Raw genomic sequence first — 20,833 nt, forward strand, 5'->3', positions numbered from 1 at the left:
CTGGCATGGAAATTGATGTCGATCGACAGCAAAAGGCTCGTGAATATGCTCGCACGCGCCGCCGTCTCTCGTTTGTAAGTATGGGCATCGGGGTGCTCAGTATTCTGGTTGTGCTAGGGGCAGGACTGGATAAGTGGTTTCGGAACGTTATTGAGGGCGCTGGCAACCAGTTGCCGTTCTTGAGCTGGCAACCACACCCGGATTGGTTTCCCTGGCAAATTGCTGTCTATTGTTTACTGATCACGGTCCTCTATGAAGTACTCACCTTTCCACTGGCATATTACTCCGGTTTTGTACTGCCACGACGCTATGGCATCTCGGTGATGAGTATTGGCGCCTGGTTCCGTGAATTAGGCCTGGGACTGATTTTAAGCCTGATATTTGAGGTCGTTTTCGTCTCACTGATTTATACATTGCTGGCCTTCCAACCACAACTCTGGTGGCTCTGGACCGCGCTACTGATCCTCTTCTTCTCGGTGGTGATGGCTAACCTGGCCCCTATCCTGCTTTATCCTCTCTTCTATAAGTTCACGCCTTTACCTGAGGGTGAGTTGACGCAACGCCTTTTACAGCTGGCGCAACAGGCACACACCAGGGTGCGTGGCGTCTACTCGATGAAGATGAGTAATAAGACTACAGGAACTAATGCCGCCTTGATGGGATTGGGCAATACACGGCGCATCGTGCTGGGCGATACGATGACTGATCGCTATACGGTTGATGAGATTGAGGTGGTACTGGCCCATGAGTTGGGACATCATGTGCATCGTGATATCTGGAAGTTGATTGCCAGCCAGGCATTGTTGATGCTGGTGGGGCTATTTCTGGGGAATCTGGTGCTGCATTGGGTCATTGATCAGCAACATTATTATCGCTCTCTCACTGATCCTGCTACCCTACCTTTCTTTTTTACGCTACTGGGTATCTTTAGCTTTATTATTATGCCACTCAGCAATGGCTATAGCCGTTTGATTGAATATCAGGCAGATGAGTATGCACTCCAATCTACCCATAAAATTGAGGCCTTTAAAAGTGCGATGAGGCGCCTGGCCGATCAGAATTTATCTGAACTTGAGCCGGCGCCTATCGTAGAATTTCTCTTCCACTCACATCCATCGATCAAGAAACGTCTTGAACATGCGGACGAGTTTGCAACACGCCAGGACTATGCTGGTAGCGCATCTTTGAGTGCTGAAAGTTGAGCGGCTGTTTCTTCGGGTGAGCCTTCGGGCATGGTCAACAATGGTTCGTCCACGCCCATGGCCGCCCAGCTAGCAACCTTAGCAGCACACTCGCTGGCAGTTCCGACAATAGTGGTTGTCTCCAGTAAGCGCGGGCTGACTGCCTCAACGGCGGATTTCATGCCTTGCTGCCAGCCAGCCAGCACGGCCTGCACATCTTCCTCGAAACCATTACGTGCCAGCATCTGGGCATAATAGACACCCATTTTACCAATATAGTAGGCCAGCGGTGAGGCAGCCTTAAATTGCGCGGCCCGCCGCTCCTCTTCACTGGCATCATCGCGCAAGATAACGGTAGTGATATAGGGAGCAATGGCAGCACTATGGGCAGGTCGGCCAGCCTTCTGCGAGCCAGCATCCAGTTGTTCACGCAACGCCTGCCATCTGGTCGCTGGCCAGTACACAGGCAGGACACCATCCGCAATCTCACCTGTCTGCAAAATATTTTTCGGTCCCATCGCCGCAACATAAATAGGGAGATCTGGTCGCGTGGCCTTGAACCGCAGCTTAAAGCCACGCTCCAATTGGAAAATCTCGCCCTGATGGACCAATTTCTCGCCCCGCAGGATCGTCCGAATAATCTCGACATACTCACGAGTACGCTGCAGGGGTTTCTCAAAAGGCACACCATGCCAGTGCTCAACCACCTGTGCTCCCGAGGGTCCCAATCCCAGCAAGATACGTCCTTCCGAACGCTCATCCAGGGTCGCCACTGTACTGGCAATTAAGGCTGGACTACGCGAATAAATATTTGCGATTCCGGCACCAATCTTGATGCGTTTGGTGGCTCGCACCAGATCTGACATTGAGGTAAATAGTTCATATCCCCAGGACTCACCCAGCCAGACTGAATCATAGCCCAGTTCATCAGCCAGACGAACTTTTTCAACCACTTGATCCCATGCAGCGGGAAAATTGGGTGAATCCGCGACCAGTCCGATGCGGGAACGATAAGAGGGGGGATTGTGCTCAGCACCATTGCCTGTTTCACTAGCAGTCGTCATATCTGTCCTTCCAGTAGTGTCAATACGCACAATGAACGTGTTTGTTCTTTATTATAGCGTATCTAGCACTAGCTCTGCGTCCGAATCAGATGATTATTGCTCGTATGCCTGCACGCGAGCCCACATAGCACGGATATCATCGTAATCCTCATCACGTACAGCGACCAGGCGCTCTATTTCTCCTGCCTGTAGTAACTCTGCCTGCACAGGATCCAGGTGCATGTGCGTCAAAATATCCTGTAGCTTCTGCTTTAGCTGGCTGGGAAGCCTACGTGCGACCACAATTGGCGGAATAGAGGAAGGTCCCAGATGATCAATACGATGCAGTTGTGAGGCCAGCCCACGATCTTTCTGCAGTATTACCTCTAACACGTGTGAGTCAATGGCGGCAGCATCAGCCAGTCCGGCCAGGACAAGCTGCAAAGATTGCGTATGCGCACCAGATTTCACTGTTCGCCCAAAATAGTTGGTATGGCCTTGCCGCTCCAGTAAACTATACTGTACCAGGTTATACCCTGAATGAGAGACCTCTTCGTTGTATGCCCAGGTACAACCACGCAAATCTGCAAAAGATCGAAAGGGACTATCCCGTCGTACCACCACATCCGAAAAATAGTCTGGCCGCCCTTGATAGCGGCTCCCACGCAATACCGGAGCCGCCAGCAATTCGACAGGATTTTCCTCAGTAGCGCTCAAGCGCACATATAACAGACCACAGAGAAAGCTCACATCGGCATGGCCGGTGCCAAACGCGCTCGCGTCCTGACCGATGGCTAAATCGATTGGTATATCCAATTGTTGGCCTGCATATGTCGCAATGGCCATATAAGTATCCTGTAATAATGGCGAGAGAAAATTAGCAAAATGCAGGCGTGCAGGCACATGAGCGTTCTGTGGCATCAGATATCCTTTAATGATGATTTAGTAGACAGCCTCGTACAGCTGAAAGTTTTTCAGTGTAGCGGTAAAAGCATAGTGCCTGGTCTTGATCAGTTGTGGCGTATTTTTTGCCAGTCCACCCGGGAAGATGCCACTATGGATACGAATCCAATCATAGGCGCGTGGTCCCAGTTGATATGCCGCATGCTGATGCATATCGATCTTCTTCAGGTCTGACTTGACTTCAAAAGACTGCATCACAACCAGATTATACCAGCGACCGGGCTGCAATTCTAGCGAAGAATAAGCCAGCAGACCAGGAATATGTGTTAATTTGGTCAGCATCTGCTGATCAGCCTGCAATAGTTCCGCACTCAGGTCCAGATCAATTGCAGGTTGCCGACCACTGACAAAGCCCACAAAGGAAAGCGTCTCCTCACCAAAGAGTTGCGCAGGTCGATAAAACAACATGCGATGCAAACTTGTATGACGCTCGGTCAGCTGATAGCGTAGCGGAAAAACAGCGTCACTGGCTCCATCAATAGTCAAAAGCGTCAGTCGCAGTTGCCGGGCCATATGGCGCAGGACAATTAAATCAGTCCGGCCTTTCAACACATTATTCTTCTCTAAAGCATGTATCTCTTGTACCTGTACAGGCAATGAATATTGTAACATCTGATACACCATCCACTCTATCATAGTCAACACGTAAAAATAAAAAAGCGCACGTATAAAAGGAGGGCCCGCATAAAAATGATTACCAATAACAAGCAAGCTATGTTTAGAGACAAAGGATAGTAAGGTAGCTCAGCCAGACGTAGCACAGTCCGAAATTGCGGTAGAGCATCCCGGACAATTAATAAACAGGAAAAAAAAGTCTCTATAACAATGGATGCGGGTGGAAAACTCGGAAAAGGAGTTATCGACAGTGAGGACAACACATAGACATGGACATAGGCAGGGGAGAGCCAGTAAAAACAGAGGATGCAATGAGGCAGCCAGAAACATTGTCAGCTATATCACCTGGGATGGTCGTTCGTAGCCGCGACCAATAAACGTGTATTGTTGCCATCTTACAGTAACTCCATATCTCTGTGTAGTAAATTGTTACTTTCCAATTAAAAAGTAACAATGGTTACAGTAGAGTGTAAAATAAAGACCGCCAACTGTCAATAGCTATACGCACTCAATTGGGATACCAGATTGGTATCTGGACAACTTGTCAGGCGAAAGTAACAGTATGCTTATATGCAATAAAACACAGCGGTAGCCTGCTAACTACCGCTGTGTTAGTAAGTAAAGAGCTATATACAGTACTATCAGGTGTTATTTAACAACGATAGTAACAGGCACATCGATAATATGCATGGGGCACATAGCGCCAGGCTTACATATCGGCCGACTACTGAAATGGAGCTGATGGGTGCCAGCTTTATCAGCATTGAAACGCCAGACACATACTTTATCGCTCTTCAATGCATAGCCTGCTGGATGCTGTAAGGTAAGGCCCTCTGGAGCCGCTGTCGGTCCTCCCCATCTTTGGCCAAACGGGAAACGGAGCTCGACGACATCACCGGTATGAGCAGAAACTGTTGGTACGTTTCCATTAGAGGATAGGACTGTAACGTTCGCTTTAGCGGCATTGGTCACAACCGCATCACTTGGACATCCCTGGGCTGTGCCATAACCAGCCACTTGCGTGGGTGTAGAACCAGCGGACTGCGTAGGGGTAGGAGTAGGCTGGGACGCCGTACTGCCGCCAGAGTTTCCATTATTCTGCGATTGAGCATCGCTATTTCCACAACCGGTCAGGAGTAGCAGCGCGATAATAAGCAATAGACCCAACAGACCTACCGTAAATTTATTTTTATCAAAAAGTGTCCGAACCATACACATTATTCACTCCTTTTCAGCAACCCATTCATTCTTTATAAGATTACCTATCAACATGACGCTATATCTATGTCAAAAGTTCCTCAAGCTGAATCCTGGCTAGCTGTAGCAAGCTTTATCCTATAATATTCGAGATTCCTCACAAGAAATACAACTGGATACAACCTCACAAAATACGTTTCAGACTAGTATTTTTGTGCTGGAAACTTTTTAACTTTATTGATCAACTTAAATAGCTAGAATCCCCTTCTCAGGCCCTTCCACCCACTTTTTAACTGGTCCCATGAGATAATTTAACACTTGTATAACAATCGCTTAAAAATACTCATACATAATCGACTTGAGCACATACTAACAATTGTAAAGTAGCTCACTAAAAAACCTCCACGCATTATGGAGAACTTGTCCAAAGGATTATTGTTATGCTATCTAAGAAAGCCCATACCGGACGGCACTCTACAGGTGCACGGAAATTCATGATGGGCGGCACATCTCTGTTTCTCTTTCTCTTTTTAGCTTCTCTCCTAACCGGATGCGCTGGAAATACACAGGACTCGCAAGATTTAAGTGGGAAGTTGAGTATAAGTGGTTCAACAGCACTAAAACCGCTGGTCGATGTGGCGGCTAAAGAGTTTATGCATCAGCATCCTCAGGTGACAATAAAGGTGGCAGGTGGAGGAAGTAAAACAGGACTCAAAAATGTCAATGACAAAGTCTCTGATATCGGAAATTCAGATATTTATGTCGATCCGGCACTGTATCCGGATCCAAATATGACCGATCACATTATTTGCGTTGCGCCATTTGTGATGATTGTCCATCCAGATATTACGGTAAAATCTCTCTCTAAAGAACAACTTATCGATATACTGTCGAATGGAAAAATTACGAATTGGAATCAAATAGAGGGTGGAAAAGATCAGCCAATTCACCCGATTGTCCGACCTGCCACTTCCGGCACACGCGCAACCTTCCGTAAGTATATTTTAGGTGGAGCAGATGAGTTGGTAGGAACACCCCTGAATGCGGACGACACCGATGCTGTTGTGAATAAAGTAGCCACCACCCCTGGAGCTATCGGCTACATTGGCCTTTCAGCCTTAAAACCTACAGTGAAAACTGTTGCCATCGACAATTACACACCAACTGCACAAACTATCAGCGATGGTAAATACAACTTCTGGTCCTATGAGCATATGTACACCCTGGGAGATAATACTCCCTTGCTTACACAATTTTTAGCTTTTATGACCAGTCCGGCGATACAGAAAAAAGCGCATGATTTAAGCTATATCACAACTGAAGAAATAAAGCCTCCCAAAGCAGCAATACTGCCTGAGCAACCATTTAACCGCTCATCCTTAGCGCTCTCGTTCTCTCATGAAAGCGAGGTTACACGCCGTGAATCATACAACTAAGCCAGCTACGTCATCGAGTCCTGGCCCATCTCAATCAGGAACACCAATGTTGCCAAATACCCAGCCCTTTAGAGGAAATGATCAGCTCCGTATCCGCTCCTCGTTCAGACGTGGAGGTTCACTGTTAATTGATCTGCCGATTGGTACCCGCCTCACTCTCGGCTTCCTGACTGCTGCCTTGCTTGCCTCCCTGGTAGTTGGAGCGATCGGATTGCAGCGTTCTCAATCTTTAAGTCGGCAATCTGAATTTTATCGCAGTATTTTAACAACCAATACGAATTTAAATACAGGCACTCAATATTTACAGCTCATCAAAACTGAATCGCAAGCAATTGTAGATCAGTTGCAGGCACCACAACCATCTATTGAGACTTTGAAAAGTGACAAACTTGCACTTAAAAATCTGATCCAACGTTATGATACTCTGTTGACCGGATATCTGAATAAAGATGTTTTAGCGAAACACCCTGAACAGCAGTCAATTCTGGCAATTACCGGACAAGATGCCACGATTACTCATCAGCAAGATGTTTTAGCAGGGAGTGCCCAGCGTACCTGGCTTACCCATAAAACAGCGCTAGTTGAGATTATGCGCTATTTTGATAACAATGATGTGGCAAAAGCCCGATATCTACAGCAGGTTCAGGTTGAACTTACCAATAGCGACGCCTCTAGCGCCACGCGAGCGTTGATTCAGTTCAACGGACGCCTGACGGACTCGATTCAGCAGGCGGAAACAATTGAGTCGCAAAATCAGATTATCACAACCGTCATCGGATCAGTTATTGCCTTTATCTTGATCGTAATTATTGGTCTGGTGATCTCTGGCACGATTATTCGCCGTCTGAAACAATTGCGAGAAGTAACCCAGGCCGTTGAACAGGGACAACTCAATCGTCGTGTTAATGTGATTGGACGTGATGAAATCGCGGATGTATCGGGATCAGTTAACGCTATGTTGGAGGCGATCGTCGGTTTGCTGGATGAAACACGGAATCAGCGTGACGCCCTGACTAATGCCGCCGAACATCTGTTTTCAGATATGCGCGTTGTAAGCGCCGGTGACTTACGTATTAATGCTCCCGTCAGTAATGATCCGATCGGTATGCTGGCTAACGCCTTTAACTTTACCGTGGGTCGCTTCCGGCGTTTCTTGCAGCGTACAAAAACAACAGCAGAGCAGATGGATGTCGTTGCTCGCCAGCAGATTGAGCGCTCAGAAAGCTTTACGCAAGCCCTGCTCCAGTTGAAGTCTGGCAGCAAAACAACATGGTCCCAGCCAGGAAAAGAATTGGAAGTAGCTGGTAATTCAATGGCAGGAATGAAAACCGATAACCAGCAGATTGCTTTACTCAATCAATTGCGCCAGACACGTGAGCGCATTCAGCAGATTGCCAATGAAGAGATTATGCAACGCTTCCAGAACACGTTGATGTTGGCCGAGCAAACAACCAGTACAATTGAGCACTTGACCAACCTACCACAGACAGCCAGTACACTTAATATGCGGCCTAACGATTTGCGTACTCACTTCCAGGATGATTTGCACACATTACATGCGTTAAATCAGCGTATGACCCAGGAGATTCAGCGTTCACAGGAAATGAGCACCCGGGGATTTCAGGAAATTGAGCAAGAAATGACCCGGCTTACAAACAAAACACGACAACTCAAAGCTCAAAATGCTGATATCCCTACACCACGAGCTAACCAGGACATGCTACAGGAAATAATTAAGCAAAGTACCCATTTTGCTAATGACGTCCATGCCATGGGCCGTCAGGTCAATCATATAGCGCAGGAAGTTCGCACAAGTATTGTTAACTTCCAATTGGATACGGTCGATAGTGGAGCCAACCTGCCAGCACTATCACAGCCTGGTTCGGCACAGTCCGGCTCTTCCCCCAATCGTCCTGCATTGCCTAAACGCCAGAATAGCACTGGTCTACTGGAAATGCGGCACTAGCGCTCTGGGAAAGGCAGGGGTGCTGGGGATGCAATCCCCTGATTGGGTTCCAGGGCTGTGCCCTGGCCTCCCCCTCTCCCCGAGAGCAAACATGAGTCATCCCAGATTTTAGGGATGAGCTTGTGAAAGAAGCGAGCATTTCTCCTCAAGAAGTGGAGAAATGCTCGCTTCAGTTCTCTCCAAGAAAAGCGGTTGATGAAGTGCTTCTTGCTGGTGATCTCCTTCTCCTAGAAAACCAACGGGAGAAAAGAGAACAGAACGAAGACGTGTTCACACCAAGAGCATCACCTCGGTTTCCAGCGAGAAAACAGGCATCCATGTTTTGTGTGCGATCGCTCCATATGCTGGTTGCGATCGTTGTGCTGGATGAACACCGGTCACACGCCCCCGCGGTCAGGCAGTCCTGGCCATGGAATGGTTCAGCGGTGGTGCAGGCTCAACGCCTCATCAGAGCATGGTCACCGAGACCGTTGGCTGGCCTCGGCCCGACAGGGACTCCCAGTGCGGAGGCACACTTTGCCACAGCCGGCTCAGCGCCATGCGCATCCGCGCAAAGGGAGCATGAGCCTGTCGGCAATGGCGACCCGTTCGATGACAGTAGCGGCGCAGCAGCCAGCGGCGCAAGAGCGTGTAAAACGGCGCCAGCAAGGTGAGCAGAAATGCGTACGCCAGTGCTGCCAGCAGCAAGAGTTTTTCCCGTGGTTCCCACTCCCACACACGGGGGCTTTGGAAGGCCAACTCACTTTTGTTCTCTTTCCAGGTTAATTCGATTTGCCAGCGACGGGCATACGCAAACATGATCCTCCAAGCATCGTCCGCATTGGCGATCGGCTCAGCGGTGAGCAGATACCAAGGGAGGCCACCTTTGCGTCGGGCTACCACCAACCACAATGGTTGTTCACGATGGTCTGGGTGCGTAACGGGCAAAGCGAGAATGCTGGCCATGACCCACTGGTGACGACGGCAATCCCAGACCAGACGTTGTTGCCATCCCCGTTTGCCACGTGCGATTTTCCAGGCAGCGCGCCGTTGGCCTTGTTCATCCACCAGCTGATAGTCTTTTTTCCAACGCAATACAAAACGAAGCGAGAAGGCCACGAGCAAACCAAGCCAGAAACTGCTGGCGAAGCCTTGGTCAAAGACATGCATCACCTCGCGCCCCCAGAGCAGAACTCCTTGCAGCAACAGCTTGGCTTGCTCATCGCGTTTGAAGGAGGCACGCGCCCCGCGGCTGGTCCACCAGCGCATGCAGGCCAACGCTGGAGGGTCAGCCGACTGGTCGCAGCCCACCAGGACTACCGCTAGCCAATGAAGGCCAGGCACAAAAATGGGGCCACGAGGCGGGGTGTAGTAGCCCTTCTTCACATGGGTAAGTCGAGCCGCCTTACTGGAGCGCACCGGACCAAGATCGTCAGAAGCGATACTTTCCGGCTTCTCCCAAGCGCTCTCATCCCAGAGCGCCAGCGCATCCATTCCAGCCTGTTTCCACGTCGCCAAACGTTGGGTGGCTCGATGCCAGAGATAGGATCGGATCAGCTCGGCAGACCATTTGGAACAATGCAACAGACGCGAAAGGCGCTTGGTGCCAGCTGGGGCTTTGTCTGGCGTGTCGAGATAGCCACCCATTTCTGAGAGGAGCAAGCCATTCACTCGATCACGGAAAGTCAAAATCACCACCACGGTTTGCAACAACGTTCGCACGAGCCGCTTATCAATGCGGGTATCGACTTCGATGAGCAAGGGTGCAAGAAACTGAGCAAGACTCCCATACAATCCCTGGGCCATCTTGTCTGGAGGATATGGTGGAACTTGTGGCTCCTCAAGCCGTGTGAGATACTGAGAAGACATGAAAAACACCTCCTGGATTGACTGAATATTCGTTACTTTCTTCAGTCTCTCTCGGAAGGTGTCTTTTTACAAGCCCGACCTTAAAATTCGGGATGACTCATGTTTGTTATTTGAAGTTGCCTGTCAGGACAAAACCAAGAAAGGATATCAAGCCACACTCATCAACATGGCCAGAAGCTCCTCTGCATCCTGCAGAAAGCGCCCTGGAGCAAGAACCTGGTGTACCAGTCCTAAATGCATTGCTGCCCGCGCCTTGACGGTCTCAGAGCTTTTTATAAGATGCTCCAATTCCTGTTTGCTGATTACAGCTGGCAGGAGTGCCAATGTACGTGAAAAAATACGTTTCTGTTCCTCAGGTAATTGGAACTCGGCATCCTCGCGCGCAAGAACAGTTTCACAGAGCAAGGCCAACTCACAACCAGCATCCAAAGCCGCCCCCTTGACCAGCGCGACAGTTGGAATGCCTTGCTGATGAATTAGTGCGAGCCACTCCTCTATCTTCTGGGCCGCCTGCAACAGCGCCTGCCGTTGAACTGGTGTGCTATCTGCGGGTAAGTCCACCCCTGCACAGAATGCATCTTCACCCATTCCGGTCAGGACAATGAGGCGTGGGGGCTTGTTACTAGCTTTGAGCAGGGCTTCTGAGAGTTGCTCAAGCATCGTTGCGGTCAACATATTTCGTGGATGTCTGTCAAGAATGAGCCAGAGAATGCCATTACGTTGACGGACATGAATATCCGGCATGGGGTGGTGTATCCTTAATGTTAACTTGCCATGATCTGCTGTATTCTATACAAACAGAACAGCGCGTATCCATCGTTTAGCTGCTATATATACAGTGTAGCAACCTACAAAACGATTTACGATTGTTGTAAGTATATCCTCATCTTCGCACAAATTCAAGCAGCCATTTTTCCTGTTTCTCGTTGCCAGGTCTTTCATACCGCCTGAATGCTCAAACAATGCATATTAAAGATACAAAAAAAGCGCCCCGTAGGGCGCTTATGATCGAAAAAGCTTAGCCCATAATTGTATGGACGTAGTTCTGTGTCTCAAGTGGCGTATACGATAACCAGGCAGCACCACCAGCGGCCACTGCATTATTTACATTGCCAGGTCCAGCATTATAGGCTGCCAGAGCTTTGGCATAATCACCACCATATTGATTGGAGAGGTTAGCCATCATACGAGCCGCTCCATAAAGCGCATCAACTGGATCATATGGATTGACACCCATGCCCGCAGCAGTCGAGGGCAAAAACTGTGCAATACCAACGGCACCCACAGGAGACATAGCGTATGGATTAAAACCACTTTCCTGGTTGATCTGGCGCTCAAAATAATATGGACTGATACCATATTTGGCGGCAGCAGCATCGGCGATGGCAACATACTGGCTCTTTGGCAAATTCGTATTGACTGGAGGAGCCGGGACAACCGGAGCAACAGGGGCGGCCGGGTTCGCCTGCTTCACAACTGGTACAGGTCGGCCTGCTGCCATATCCCAGCTGATTTGTTGCGTCTGTACCCACTGTACCGCACCATCAAATAAAGGAATACCACTCTGTCCACTACCCAAAGGGGTCATAGAGAGCATAGTAAACATCAGGACACACAGTGAGGCTGCCATAGCCAGGGCGTGACGCACATGGGGATTAAGACTATGATGCTGCCCCTGCTGTAAACGCATAGCCTCCGTCGTGCGCTCGCGCTTTTTTTCTGCTGGAATGATCAATGGCGCTCGGACACCCTTTTTTACCTGAGGCTGCATAGTCGACTGCAGGGCAAGCACCAGAGATTGGGTTGTCTGCGCATTCTGGATCACGATAGGATTGTAGCTATCGGTATTTCTGGTCTGTAACGCGGGCAACTGTTCAGTGCTGGTAAATCCTGGAAAAGGGGGTGTGTAACCATTCCGGGCGGCATCTTCACCCATCATTGCAGCAATCGTTGTTACACCTGGGACGTGCTCTCCTGTAGATCCGGTCTCATCGTCCTTAAACGATCGCAGGGAGTGAAATTGTGCCATTAACCTTACCTCTTAACCAAAATATTTAATACTGTATTTTACTTACTACATGTGAGTCTAACTAAATAAACTAAAGGTCGTCAATTCGTTACGCACGTCGTAGGCCAAAAGTCATAGAAGGACGTCAATGAATTCTTAACCTTCTATTTTCACTATCTGGTCTTTGAAGTGTGGTCCGACGTTCAGTTGAGGGTCCCATCGCTCCCATTTTTCCCATAAAAAAAGCTCGGCACCCGGTGGGTACCAAGCTTTTTTTATGGGAAGAATGAGGTGATAGATGTTCAGGCGTGACGAGCTACATAGTTGAGCTCTGGCATGCGTTCAATAATAGGTTCTTTGCGCCTGGAATTCTTTCTTTCAGGTTGGCGCAATAAACGTGTCGGGATGTAGGGCTGCATGGCTTTTAAAGCGTTGATATATACTTGCTGCTGCTCATGAATGACACGATCAGGACCTAATCCCCACCATTCATTAGGTGTGAAGTATGCGGAGACTTCGGCCTCTGGACCACTCTTACCGTACCATTGGATTAAATGCAGGTTGTCGGATTGGGTCAGCCAGATGGCCAGGTCGATCAGTTCATCGTTTCCAGTAAGTTGCGCCATACCATACACTTCACCCATCAATTGGAGGATGGTTTTCTGTGCCTCGTTTCCCAGGAAAAACTCCATTCCGCCGCTTCCTGCCCAGGTAGTAGGGAAAACTGGCAGTGGCAAATAATTGGTATGCTCTTGCTGACGATCAATGATTTGACTGGCGGTATAGGTGTTAACTCCCCGCTGTTTCAATTCACCGGGCAAGGCACGCATAAAATCAAAGATTCCACTATCCTGCCGATGGTGTTCACCAAAGGTTTCAAAATCCCAGCCTAACAGGAGCATGTCTCCCCAGGTGTTGGCGATCCAATCGGCATAGGTACTGGCATACAGTGGATAACCCTCCCAACCACGATTGGAGAAGCGATAACCCACATCGTCGCTTAACTCAACATGACGCGTTAGTAAATAGGGACTGTTTGTACGTGGCTCTTGCCCTTCGAACCCTTTGCGGCCTGAACGCCGAACGCGCTTAGCTTCAATTGGCAGTGCATAAGGGCCATCATCACCATTACGATAGAGATGGGTACTCTCACGCCATCCCATCACCCAGGGTCGCCCGTCCATTAAGGCTCCACGAAAACCAGCTACATCCAGTGCATCATAGAGCGAGGCTGACATACACATTTCAGTGGTATCTGTGATCACTGGTCGCTTGCCAAAAATAGACTCCAGGTTGGTCGCCATATCTTGCATCCAGGTGACAAATGCCGGCATGTCTAGCAGGAAAAGAAAGCTATGATATGGTTCTACCCCTATCAATTCAACATTTTCATGCGCAACCAGTTCTCGGAAAAGATCCAACAGGGCGGGATCCCAGGTGGTTGCCTGGCGTACAAATGAAAGCGAGAAACCAATGGATAGTTTCATGCCCTTCCGTACCAGATCCAAAAACATCTGTGCCGCTGGATAATAGCTATATTGCGCCACTTTTCTAAAATAGCGTTCATTCATCCGTTCATCGAACAGACAGTGGGCAATTTCCTTCGGCGTCGCACCACGTGGAATGGGTTGTGCGGGAAGCTTTAAACGCCGGGGTTGATGAACTACTGTGTAGACCGCCAGATCCGCAACCATACTCGTCATCCTCTCATCCTATCTGGCATACAAGCCATTACTGCCAATACCACCCACCTCACACCCCGAGGAGGACTCCATTGTATCTCCACTCTGTATGCTCAAGAGCGATACTATGTTTACTGCAGGCGCTACCATCCACGGCTAACCTATGATTGCATTAAGTGTTCATAGTAATCAACAATCAATACAATCATAAGTAGCTCTTATTGATGGAAGATGTATGCCAGAAAAAGTAGTCTTACAATTAAACAATACTACTATGCTTGGTACCGGCAGCCCTGGACGCTACACCTACCTCTTGCGCGACCGTCTTTTGCACAGGAGCATCAGCCACTACATCCATCATACCGGCTGCGGGCAAAACAATATTTTGCTTCCGCGCCAGGAACTCAAGTTTTCCAACCATATTTTCAATGACACGATCCCATAAGAATTGTTTGGCAGTATACTGACTGGCCTGACGCATCTGCTCTTGTTTCTCTGGATGGCGACGCAGATAGAGGAGATAGCCAACAATCTCATCTGGATCTTCGGTCTCGGTGACAATGGCATTTTCAAAGGAGACCGCATAGTCCTCACCGGTTGAGCCAGTAACAGCAATACCCTGGGCCGCCATCACTTCCAATGCAACCAGCCCAAAAGGCTCGTGTCCGCTATTGGCCAATGTGGCATCAGCTGCAGCATATGTGGTACGTACAAATTCTTCGGGCAAGAAGAAACGCAGATTATAAATATCTGCCGGACCCGCCTGCTCAATCGCGTCCAGACACTGCTCTAAATTGGGACGCTGGGCTACGACATCCTGAATGTGCAGCCCACGGTGATAAGCATGGCGGAACACATCAGCCCCATGCGGCTCAATACCACCACGTACAAACAGCGTAACTGGATGACCGGCTTCTTTTAAACGCGCAACGGCCTCCATGGCCATGATCCAACGCTTATCGGGATCAAAGCGACCAATCTTGAACAGGAAGAAACGATTGGGATCACCACGCCGTGCGATGGTGCGTAGACGCTGCACCGCCTCAGGATCAACTGGATTGAGGTGACGGGCCGGAATACCATTAGGAATTACCAGCGGGTTTACTCCCAGATTCCACATCTTGTGCTTCATGTATTTACTGACAGTACACAGCGTGGTCACAAAATTGAGCCGCCCCCAATCAATCCGCTGGAGCGACATTAAGCTGTTCAAGTTCCATAACATCAAGACCTTCTGACGCACACCAAACCAGTGCAACAAATCAGAGGTACGGCACATCACTTCCGCCGTATGCCAGTCTTCGCCCATCACCACCACGGTCTTACCTTCGGTTACTGCAGGGCGCACGATCTCACTGAAAATATGATAAGGCACACTCTCGTTATAATCGTATAGCTTCTGTTCCTCACCATCATAAACACCATTTGGATAATATTTGCTTACCCACTGCGACCAACGCTTCAAGATCAAACGTCCATCTATCCGATGTTCAACCGCAGGTTTATAAGGGTCGCCAATATAAATAAGATGTGTTGTATAGCCTTGAGTCGCGAGCGCTTCACCCAGTTCCGAGACACGAGTACCCAGACCACCCGCAGTAGAGTAGACATCAGGCCCTTCAAAACAGAGCAGGACAAATAACGTGTTCTCTGGTGAGATTGCTCCGTCTAATTTCATCATGATAAGTCGTCCTCATTCTTTAATTTTTCATTTTGAGAAGGGAAACATAGACACCTTTATTGAACTTTAAGGCCAGCAGAACGCAATGTCTTGAACACTGAGTGTAAGCAGATGCGCGGAACTCCACTCGTTTGGAGGCCACTAACCCTGCAATGCCTGATCGTTGTTCATCACTACCGTTCATGTGTCTACTATCTGGCAAAATGACAGATAGATATCAAATCTTCTACATGAAGTATAGCACGTTGTTCATAACCAACGTCGTTCTGCCATAGAGTATACCATATACTATATGTTTTATGTTTAAATAGACTCAACAATTGCATTCATCCTGACCACTGGCATTAAAGCTTGTACACGCGCTCATGCAGCACCACAAGAGTAGTTAATGGGCTGAACAACGCGGAAATGGGATTTTTTTGAATGTATACTCTATAATTACACTTTGAATATATACAAAAAGAGCATGATTCCTGTAAATCATGTGGCCAGATAACTTTTTCGCTAGAAATTTATGAAATAGTATTCATGATCCATGCTTATGAAAATACGAATATAACCTGCATTTTTTATGATTTATTTAAGGAAAACACAAAGGTGGATTAAAAATAGAACTATCTACACATGAGGTATGTTGCATAGTATATATTTGACTTTATAAACGGAAAGAGGATGTGCCTGATAGCACATCCTCTTTCCGTTTATAAAGTCATTACTAATTCGCATGTATCTATGGAGTCGGCGTCGGCGTTGGTAACACAGGTAGTGTCGGCGTCGGCGTTGGTAACACAGGTAGTGTCGGCGTTGGAGTCGGCGCCGGTACTGGCGTGGCCGTCGGTTTAGGAGCCGGTACCGGTGTTGGCGTGGGCTGTGGTCCAGCAGGAACCGTTGGCGTGGGCGCTGTTCCTGGCTGCCCTGGTGCCGTTGGCGCATCTGTCCAGTTCGTGACATACAACGTCAAAACCTGACCATCTGGCAATGTTTTACCAGGTGCTGGATCTGTCCGTGTAATGGTATTAGGATCGCGATTAGGATCGGTTTTATCCAGGTCATCTACTTTGGGAACAAATTTAATTCCCAGGGCATTTAATTTGGTTTTCGCACCGTCTAATGACATTCCAATCAGGTCCGAAGGCACAACCGTGGTGGCATCCAGCTCAGCCTGAATGGTTGATCCTCGCTGGGCATAGCTGCCCGGTGGAAGGGATTGACGTTTGACAACACCAACTCTGGCATCATTTTGTGTAGAGAACTTAAAACCTTTATCCTCTGCCAGTTTTTTGGCACTCTGATAATTCAGGTTTCGCAGGTCTGGAACCTGAACCTGTTGGTGAGTGGCGGTCGGTGAAGGCCGGTTGTTAGTGGAAAATGGCAGGCTAATAAATTTAAGTTGGCTGGCTAGATAAATACTAAACGCCAGTAATAATACCGTGGCAACCAGAATAAGAATAGCAAACACACCAGCCATCCGACTTCCTCGCTGATCTCGGATGACGCCCGCACGTCCACCATTCATAGCGTCTCTTTGAATAGGGCGCGTAGATCCCGCTTCCATCTCTCCCATGGTGCTCATGGGCACAATCTGTTGCTGTTCCATCGCGGTCGTCGCGCTGGCTGGATCAACGGGAACGGGGGCAAAACCTTGATCAGAATGTAACGCGGTGGCGGCACCATTTTCAGGTACACCATTAGGACCTAAGACAACGGGGTCCAGTTGATGGTTTGGCGAAGAATTTTGCCTGGCCGCCTGACCGGCGCCACTGTTAAAACCACCCGCCTGCCGGAAAGAAGCACCAGAACCTCCGTGGGGTCCTGATCCATTTCCAGGGAGGGAATTTGGCGATTGAACCGTCGGACTATTTTCTTCACCCAACAGCTCGAGTGCCCGCGCCAGCGTATTCCCATCCCGGAAACGCATCTCAGGAATTTTTTCCAGGCAGCGCAGGATAATTTCTTCCAGCGCCGGCGGGATATTTGGATTTAACTGGCTGGGTGGTATTGGTGAATCTTGAATGTGCTGCATGGCCACAGCTACCGGGGTATCTCCATCAAAGGGAGTCCGGCCCGTGACCATCTCATACATCACAATACCTAACGCATAAACGTCAGCCGCCGGGCTGACAATCTCACCCTGCGCCTGCTCTGGTGCATAATATTGTACGGTACCCAGTGTCATACCGGTTGTCGTTAAACGCTCGGCATTAATGTCCTTATACACACTGGCAATACCAAAATCTGTAAGTTTGATAGATCCATCACGACCCACCAGAATATTTTGTGGCTTTACATCACGATGGACAATACTTCGTCGATGGGCCGCTCCCAGACCGAGAGCGACATCGTGCGCGATAATGACCGCCCTATCCATGGCGAGGACACCCCGTGAGCGCAAATAGCGGCGCAGATCCGTGCCTTCAACCAGTTCCATTACGATGAAATAATTGCCATCGCTCTGACCATAGTCGTAGACCTGCACAATATTGGGGTGCTGCAATGCCGATGCAGCTTTCGCCTCTCGCTGAAAGCGCGTCACAAACTTTGGGTCGGTACTATATACTTCGCGCAGCACTTTAATAGCTACGGTTCGGTCCATGCGCATATCATGGCCCCGATAGATCGTAGCCATACCACCACGCCCGATGGGGTCTTGTAATTGGTATCGCTCACCCAAAACTTCGATTTGCATAGCTCTCCGCACTGTTTGGGCGACTGTTTTCAGTGCCCTTCCCCTTGTCTGTTGGACAATCTTCCTGCCACAGTACCTGTTGTCGGCATTGCCAGGAAACTGGCGCTTCCATCAGGTGTCTTCTGGTATCAAGCGAGTGTCAAACAAGGATTACGCATACCTTAACCAGAAACGCAATGTGACGCACCAGCATTAATCAGGTGGTCCATTGCTCTCCCCGTAATCAGGGGAAGGCAAAAACGCATTGCGCAACTATTTTAACTTATTCTACATCAGAATGGAACACTCTACAGAAAAGTAGGAGTTCTCATCGGGTCATTTGCTTTTTGTCTCTGCTTTTCCATCTTAATTGGCCTGCATAGCAAACTAATTTTTTTGAGTACAATATGGCGCTGTGCCTGGGATACGCTCATCGCCCAGACGCTGAGTGAGCCGTAGTGCATCCATATGTTCAAGTAGAGGCAAGATATATTTACGCGTTGTTCCCAATACATCACGCGCCTCGGCAACGGTTATTTTGCCGTGTGCATGCATATAGGATACTATTTTTGAAAGTGCCGTGGTATAAGCGGTGTTTGAAAAGAGCAGACCATCGCCTATTTTTACCAGTTTTCCCTGCTCTAGCAAGGCACCAATTACATCAACACCTGCCATCGCCTCAGCTTCACTGCGCGTAGGCGGCTGATATGGTTGCGCCTGAAAAAGTTGGAGTAACTGGTCAACCTGTCGCTGTTGAACAGGAGTAAAATATGGGATAAAACCGGGTACCCGAATTAACCCGGCGGTTCGAGCAAGCACCTGCCTATCGGTACGCTCATCCCCACCTGCGACCTCCACATTTTCCAGATATTCTTGTTCCAGTAACACTGCAAACACGTCAGCGGCCAGCTTTGGCTGTAAACCAAGGCGCGCACGCCATTCTTCTTTAGAGAGTCCGCTACGCAATGGATACTGCTGATGAAAATCCTGGACAAGGCGGAGGGCCCGATCAATTAATGTGTTCCAGACGGTTTGTGCAAACCAGTATACACCAATTTTATACACTCTTCCTTCTGATAACAACGTCTCTAGTGTCTGTTGCGTCACATCATAAGCCAGATTAGACTGTTTCGTTATTTCTTCGTGCGTATAGCCCATTGGATTATGTGTAGTTCGCGTTACTACTGCTGCTTTTGTCATGAGAGGTCGATCCAGGACAGCGAGCACGAGTTCTTCGGGAGTGCCCTGCTCTAATTGCGCCAGTGCAGCGAGCACGGCGGCCTGATGTCGGCGATGGTAGCGTGGCGTAACATCAATGATCTCTCCTCCCCCGATCGTCATACCGGGGATGGGATACGCAGGATAAAGCGATCGCGCCGGGCTACCACAGCGGCACTGTTCAGACGCAATTGTACCCAGGCACTTTGACCGGGTAGTAACTCATCTGTATCCAGCAAACGCACACGGGCAGCTACTTCCTGCGAGCCGCTGTAAAAATCGACAGCGGTATTATGCACCAGGGACCGAGGGGCCTCTGACCATAAATGCAGGCGAGCATCTATGAGCATGGTAGGATGCAACTGTCCGGGCAAAGCAATCACGTTGCCACGTTCAAGTTCAGTTCGGGCAATACTGGCCAGATTGATAGCGACGCGCCGGCCCGGCACAGTCTCCTCCAGTTGCTGCTTATGAGTCTGCAAGCTACGAATCCGAGACTTCTTGCCCTGGGGCAAAATCTCCACCTCTTGTCCTACTTTCAACACACCATCTAACAACGTTCCTGTGACAATTGTCCCGAATCCTGTTAATGAAAAGACTCGATCAATTGGTAAACGGGGACGCGCGATGTTTTTGCGCTCAGATGCTGTGTGTAGCAGAGTTTCCAGGGTAGAGAGCAGTTCAGGCAGGCCTTGTCCTGTATAAGCCGAGACGGGAATAATTGGAGCATCAGCCAGGATGGTTGGCTTAAGATATTCGGCAACCTCATCCCGTACCAGTTCTAGCCATTCTTCATCTACCAGATCAGCCTTGGTCAAAACCACGATACCACGCGACACGCGCAAAAGATCCAGGATCGCCAGATGCTCACGCGTCTGTGGCATAATACCTTCATCCGCAGCAATGACCAATAAGGCCGCATCGATCCCACCCACGCCTGCGAGCATATTTTTAATAAAGCTCTCATGGCCTGGAACATCCACAATACTGACCTCTTGTCCATCTGGCAGTTTTAACCAGGCAAAACCAAGATCAATGGTCATGCCACGTTCTTTTTCTTCTGTCAGATGATCTGGATCAATACCCGTGAGCGCTTTTACCAGGGTAGATTTTCCATGATCTACATGGCCAGCGGTACCAATACAACTCATTTTAACCAACTAGTATAGATGACTGATGGACAATAACATCTCCAGTATACCGCAAACAACGGCTTCTGGCTATTTAATAAGACAGAAAGAGGACCTCTTCATCTCTCCATCGACACCCATGCTCCAACGCGATATAATAAGAGCACGAAAACACTCTACACTTCAATCAGACATATAAC

The 20,833-nt window shown here is 48.9% G+C and carries 15 protein-coding genes; 3 read left to right on the forward strand and 12 right to left on the reverse strand.

Annotation, left to right across the window (positions count from 1 at the left end):
• Window positions 1-5: 5 nt before the first annotated feature.
• Window positions 6-1,202, forward strand: coding sequence for a M48 family metallopeptidase (locus KDW_RS07345; RefSeq protein ID WP_151755355.1), 1,197 nt, complete (start codon window positions 6-8; stop codon window positions 1,200-1,202).
• On the opposite strand, the gene KDW_RS07350 is transcribed toward KDW_RS07345, so the two are convergent.
• From KDW_RS07350 to KDW_RS07365, 4 genes are all read right to left on the reverse strand, one after another.
• Window positions 1,166-2,245 (reverse strand): LLM class flavin-dependent oxidoreductase, encoded by a 1,080-nt coding sequence (locus tag KDW_RS07350; RefSeq protein ID WP_151755356.1) that lies wholly within the window; start codon window positions 2,243-2,245, stop codon window positions 1,166-1,168. The two genes, KDW_RS07345 and KDW_RS07350, sit on opposite strands and share 37 nt — an antisense overlap.
• Before the next feature lie 93 nt (window positions 2,246-2,338).
• The gene (locus tag KDW_RS07355) at window positions 2,339-3,145 is read right to left on the reverse strand and encodes a PhnD/SsuA/transferrin family substrate-binding protein (protein ID WP_151755357.1); all 807 of its coding nucleotides are present in this window, start codon (window positions 3,143-3,145) and stop codon (window positions 2,339-2,341) included.
• A gap of 21 nt (window positions 3,146-3,166) precedes the next feature.
• Window positions 3,167-3,799 (reverse strand): hypothetical protein, encoded by a 633-nt coding sequence (locus tag KDW_RS07360; RefSeq protein ID WP_151755358.1) that lies wholly within the window; start codon window positions 3,797-3,799, stop codon window positions 3,167-3,169.
• A 651-nt stretch (window positions 3,800-4,450) separates the two neighbouring features.
• Window positions 4,451-5,014: a hypothetical protein gene (locus tag KDW_RS07365; protein ID WP_151755359.1), complete on the reverse strand. Its 564-nt coding sequence runs from the start codon at window positions 5,012-5,014 to the stop codon at window positions 4,451-4,453.
• 425 nt (window positions 5,015-5,439) lie between these two features.
• Between KDW_RS07365 and KDW_RS07370 the strand changes: the two genes are divergently transcribed.
• Window positions 5,440-6,435 (forward strand): phosphate ABC transporter substrate-binding protein, encoded by a 996-nt coding sequence (locus KDW_RS07370; RefSeq protein WP_151755360.1) that lies wholly within the window; start codon window positions 5,440-5,442, stop codon window positions 6,433-6,435.
• Window positions 6,419-8,401, forward strand: coding sequence for a HAMP domain-containing protein (locus tag KDW_RS07375; RefSeq protein ID WP_162005027.1), 1,983 nt, complete (start codon window positions 6,419-6,421; stop codon window positions 8,399-8,401). Before KDW_RS07370 ends, KDW_RS07375 begins: the two co-directional genes overlap by 17 nt.
• Before the next feature lie 447 nt (window positions 8,402-8,848).
• Here the strand turns inward: KDW_RS07375 and KDW_RS07380 are convergent, their stop codons facing one another.
• The 8 genes from KDW_RS07380 to selB form a co-directional block, all read right to left on the reverse strand.
• Window positions 8,849-10,249, reverse strand: coding sequence for a hypothetical protein (locus KDW_RS07380; protein WP_151755362.1), 1,401 nt, complete (start codon window positions 10,247-10,249; stop codon window positions 8,849-8,851).
• Window positions 10,250-10,396: 147 nt separating this feature from the next.
• Complete coding sequence (locus tag KDW_RS07385) at window positions 10,397-10,993, reverse strand: enoyl-CoA hydratase/isomerase family protein (RefSeq protein WP_151755363.1); 597 nt, start codon at window positions 10,991-10,993, stop codon at window positions 10,397-10,399.
• A gap of 274 nt (window positions 10,994-11,267) precedes the next feature.
• Window positions 11,268-12,278 (reverse strand): lytic transglycosylase domain-containing protein, encoded by a 1,011-nt coding sequence (locus KDW_RS07390; RefSeq protein ID WP_151755364.1) that lies wholly within the window; start codon window positions 12,276-12,278, stop codon window positions 11,268-11,270.
• 281 nt (window positions 12,279-12,559) lie between these two features.
• The gene (locus KDW_RS07395; protein ID WP_151755365.1) at window positions 12,560-13,960 is read right to left on the reverse strand and encodes a glycoside hydrolase family 57 protein; all 1,401 of its coding nucleotides are present in this window, start codon (window positions 13,958-13,960) and stop codon (window positions 12,560-12,562) included.
• 238 nt (window positions 13,961-14,198) lie between these two features.
• Entirely contained in the window at window positions 14,199-15,620 is a 1,422-nt protein-coding gene (locus KDW_RS07400) for a glycosyltransferase family 4 protein (RefSeq protein WP_151755366.1), read from the reverse strand.
• A 730-nt stretch (window positions 15,621-16,350) separates the two neighbouring features.
• The gene (locus tag KDW_RS07405) at window positions 16,351-18,306 is read right to left on the reverse strand and encodes a protein kinase domain-containing protein (RefSeq protein ID WP_151755367.1); all 1,956 of its coding nucleotides are present in this window, start codon (window positions 18,304-18,306) and stop codon (window positions 16,351-16,353) included.
• A 366-nt stretch (window positions 18,307-18,672) separates the two neighbouring features.
• Window positions 18,673-19,626, reverse strand: a complete 954-nt coding sequence (locus tag KDW_RS32715; RefSeq protein ID WP_198925217.1) for a SelB domain-containing protein — start codon at window positions 19,624-19,626, stop codon at window positions 18,673-18,675.
• Entirely contained in the window at window positions 19,623-20,654 is a 1,032-nt protein-coding gene (selB, locus tag KDW_RS32720; RefSeq protein WP_198925218.1) for a selenocysteine-specific translation elongation factor, read from the reverse strand. Before selB ends, KDW_RS32715 begins: the two co-directional genes overlap by 4 nt.
• Between the last annotated feature and the right edge of the window lie 179 nt (window positions 20,655-20,833).

This window comes from Dictyobacter vulcani (assembly GCF_008974265.1).
Lineage (GTDB): Bacteria > Chloroflexota > Ktedonobacteria > Ktedonobacterales > Ktedonobacteraceae > Dictyobacter > Dictyobacter vulcani.

What these genes read in the sequence shown, in the direction of transcription:
- KDW_RS07345 (WP_151755355.1), top strand. Translation starts at nt 6, where the DNA reads ATGGAAATTGATGTCGATCGACAGCAAAAGGCTCGTGAATATGCTCGC.
- KDW_RS07350 (WP_151755356.1), bottom strand. Translation starts at nt 2,245, where the DNA reads ATGACGACTGCTAGTGAAACAGGCAATGGTGCTGAGCACAATCCCCCC.
- KDW_RS07355 (WP_151755357.1), bottom strand. Translation starts at nt 3,145, where the DNA reads ATGCCACAGAACGCTCATGTGCCTGCACGCCTGCATTTTGCTAATTTT.
- KDW_RS07360 (WP_151755358.1), bottom strand. Translation starts at nt 3,799, where the DNA reads ATGTTACAATATTCATTGCCTGTACAGGTACAAGAGATACATGCTTTA.
- KDW_RS07365 (WP_151755359.1), bottom strand. Translation starts at nt 5,014, where the DNA reads ATGGTTCGGACACTTTTTGATAAAAATAAATTTACGGTAGGTCTGTTG.
- KDW_RS07370 (WP_151755360.1), top strand. Translation starts at nt 5,440, where the DNA reads ATGCTATCTAAGAAAGCCCATACCGGACGGCACTCTACAGGTGCACGG.
- KDW_RS07380 (WP_151755362.1), bottom strand. Translation starts at nt 10,249, where the DNA reads ATGTCTTCTCAGTATCTCACACGGCTTGAGGAGCCACAAGTTCCACCA.
- KDW_RS07385 (WP_151755363.1), bottom strand. Translation starts at nt 10,993, where the DNA reads ATGCCGGATATTCATGTCCGTCAACGTAATGGCATTCTCTGGCTCATT.
- KDW_RS07390 (WP_151755364.1), bottom strand. Translation starts at nt 12,278, where the DNA reads ATGGCACAATTTCACTCCCTGCGATCGTTTAAGGACGATGAGACCGGA.
- KDW_RS07395 (WP_151755365.1), bottom strand. Translation starts at nt 13,960, where the DNA reads ATGACGAGTATGGTTGCGGATCTGGCGGTCTACACAGTAGTTCATCAA.
- KDW_RS07400 (WP_151755366.1), bottom strand. Translation starts at nt 15,620, where the DNA reads ATGATGAAATTAGACGGAGCAATCTCACCAGAGAACACGTTATTTGTC.
- KDW_RS07405 (WP_151755367.1), bottom strand. Translation starts at nt 18,306, where the DNA reads ATGCAAATCGAAGTTTTGGGTGAGCGATACCAATTACAAGACCCCATC.
- KDW_RS32715 (WP_198925217.1), bottom strand. Translation starts at nt 19,626, where the DNA reads ATGACGATCGGGGGAGGAGAGATCATTGATGTTACGCCACGCTACCAT.
- selB (WP_198925218.1), bottom strand. Translation starts at nt 20,654, where the DNA reads ATGAGTTGTATTGGTACCGCTGGCCATGTAGATCATGGAAAATCTACC.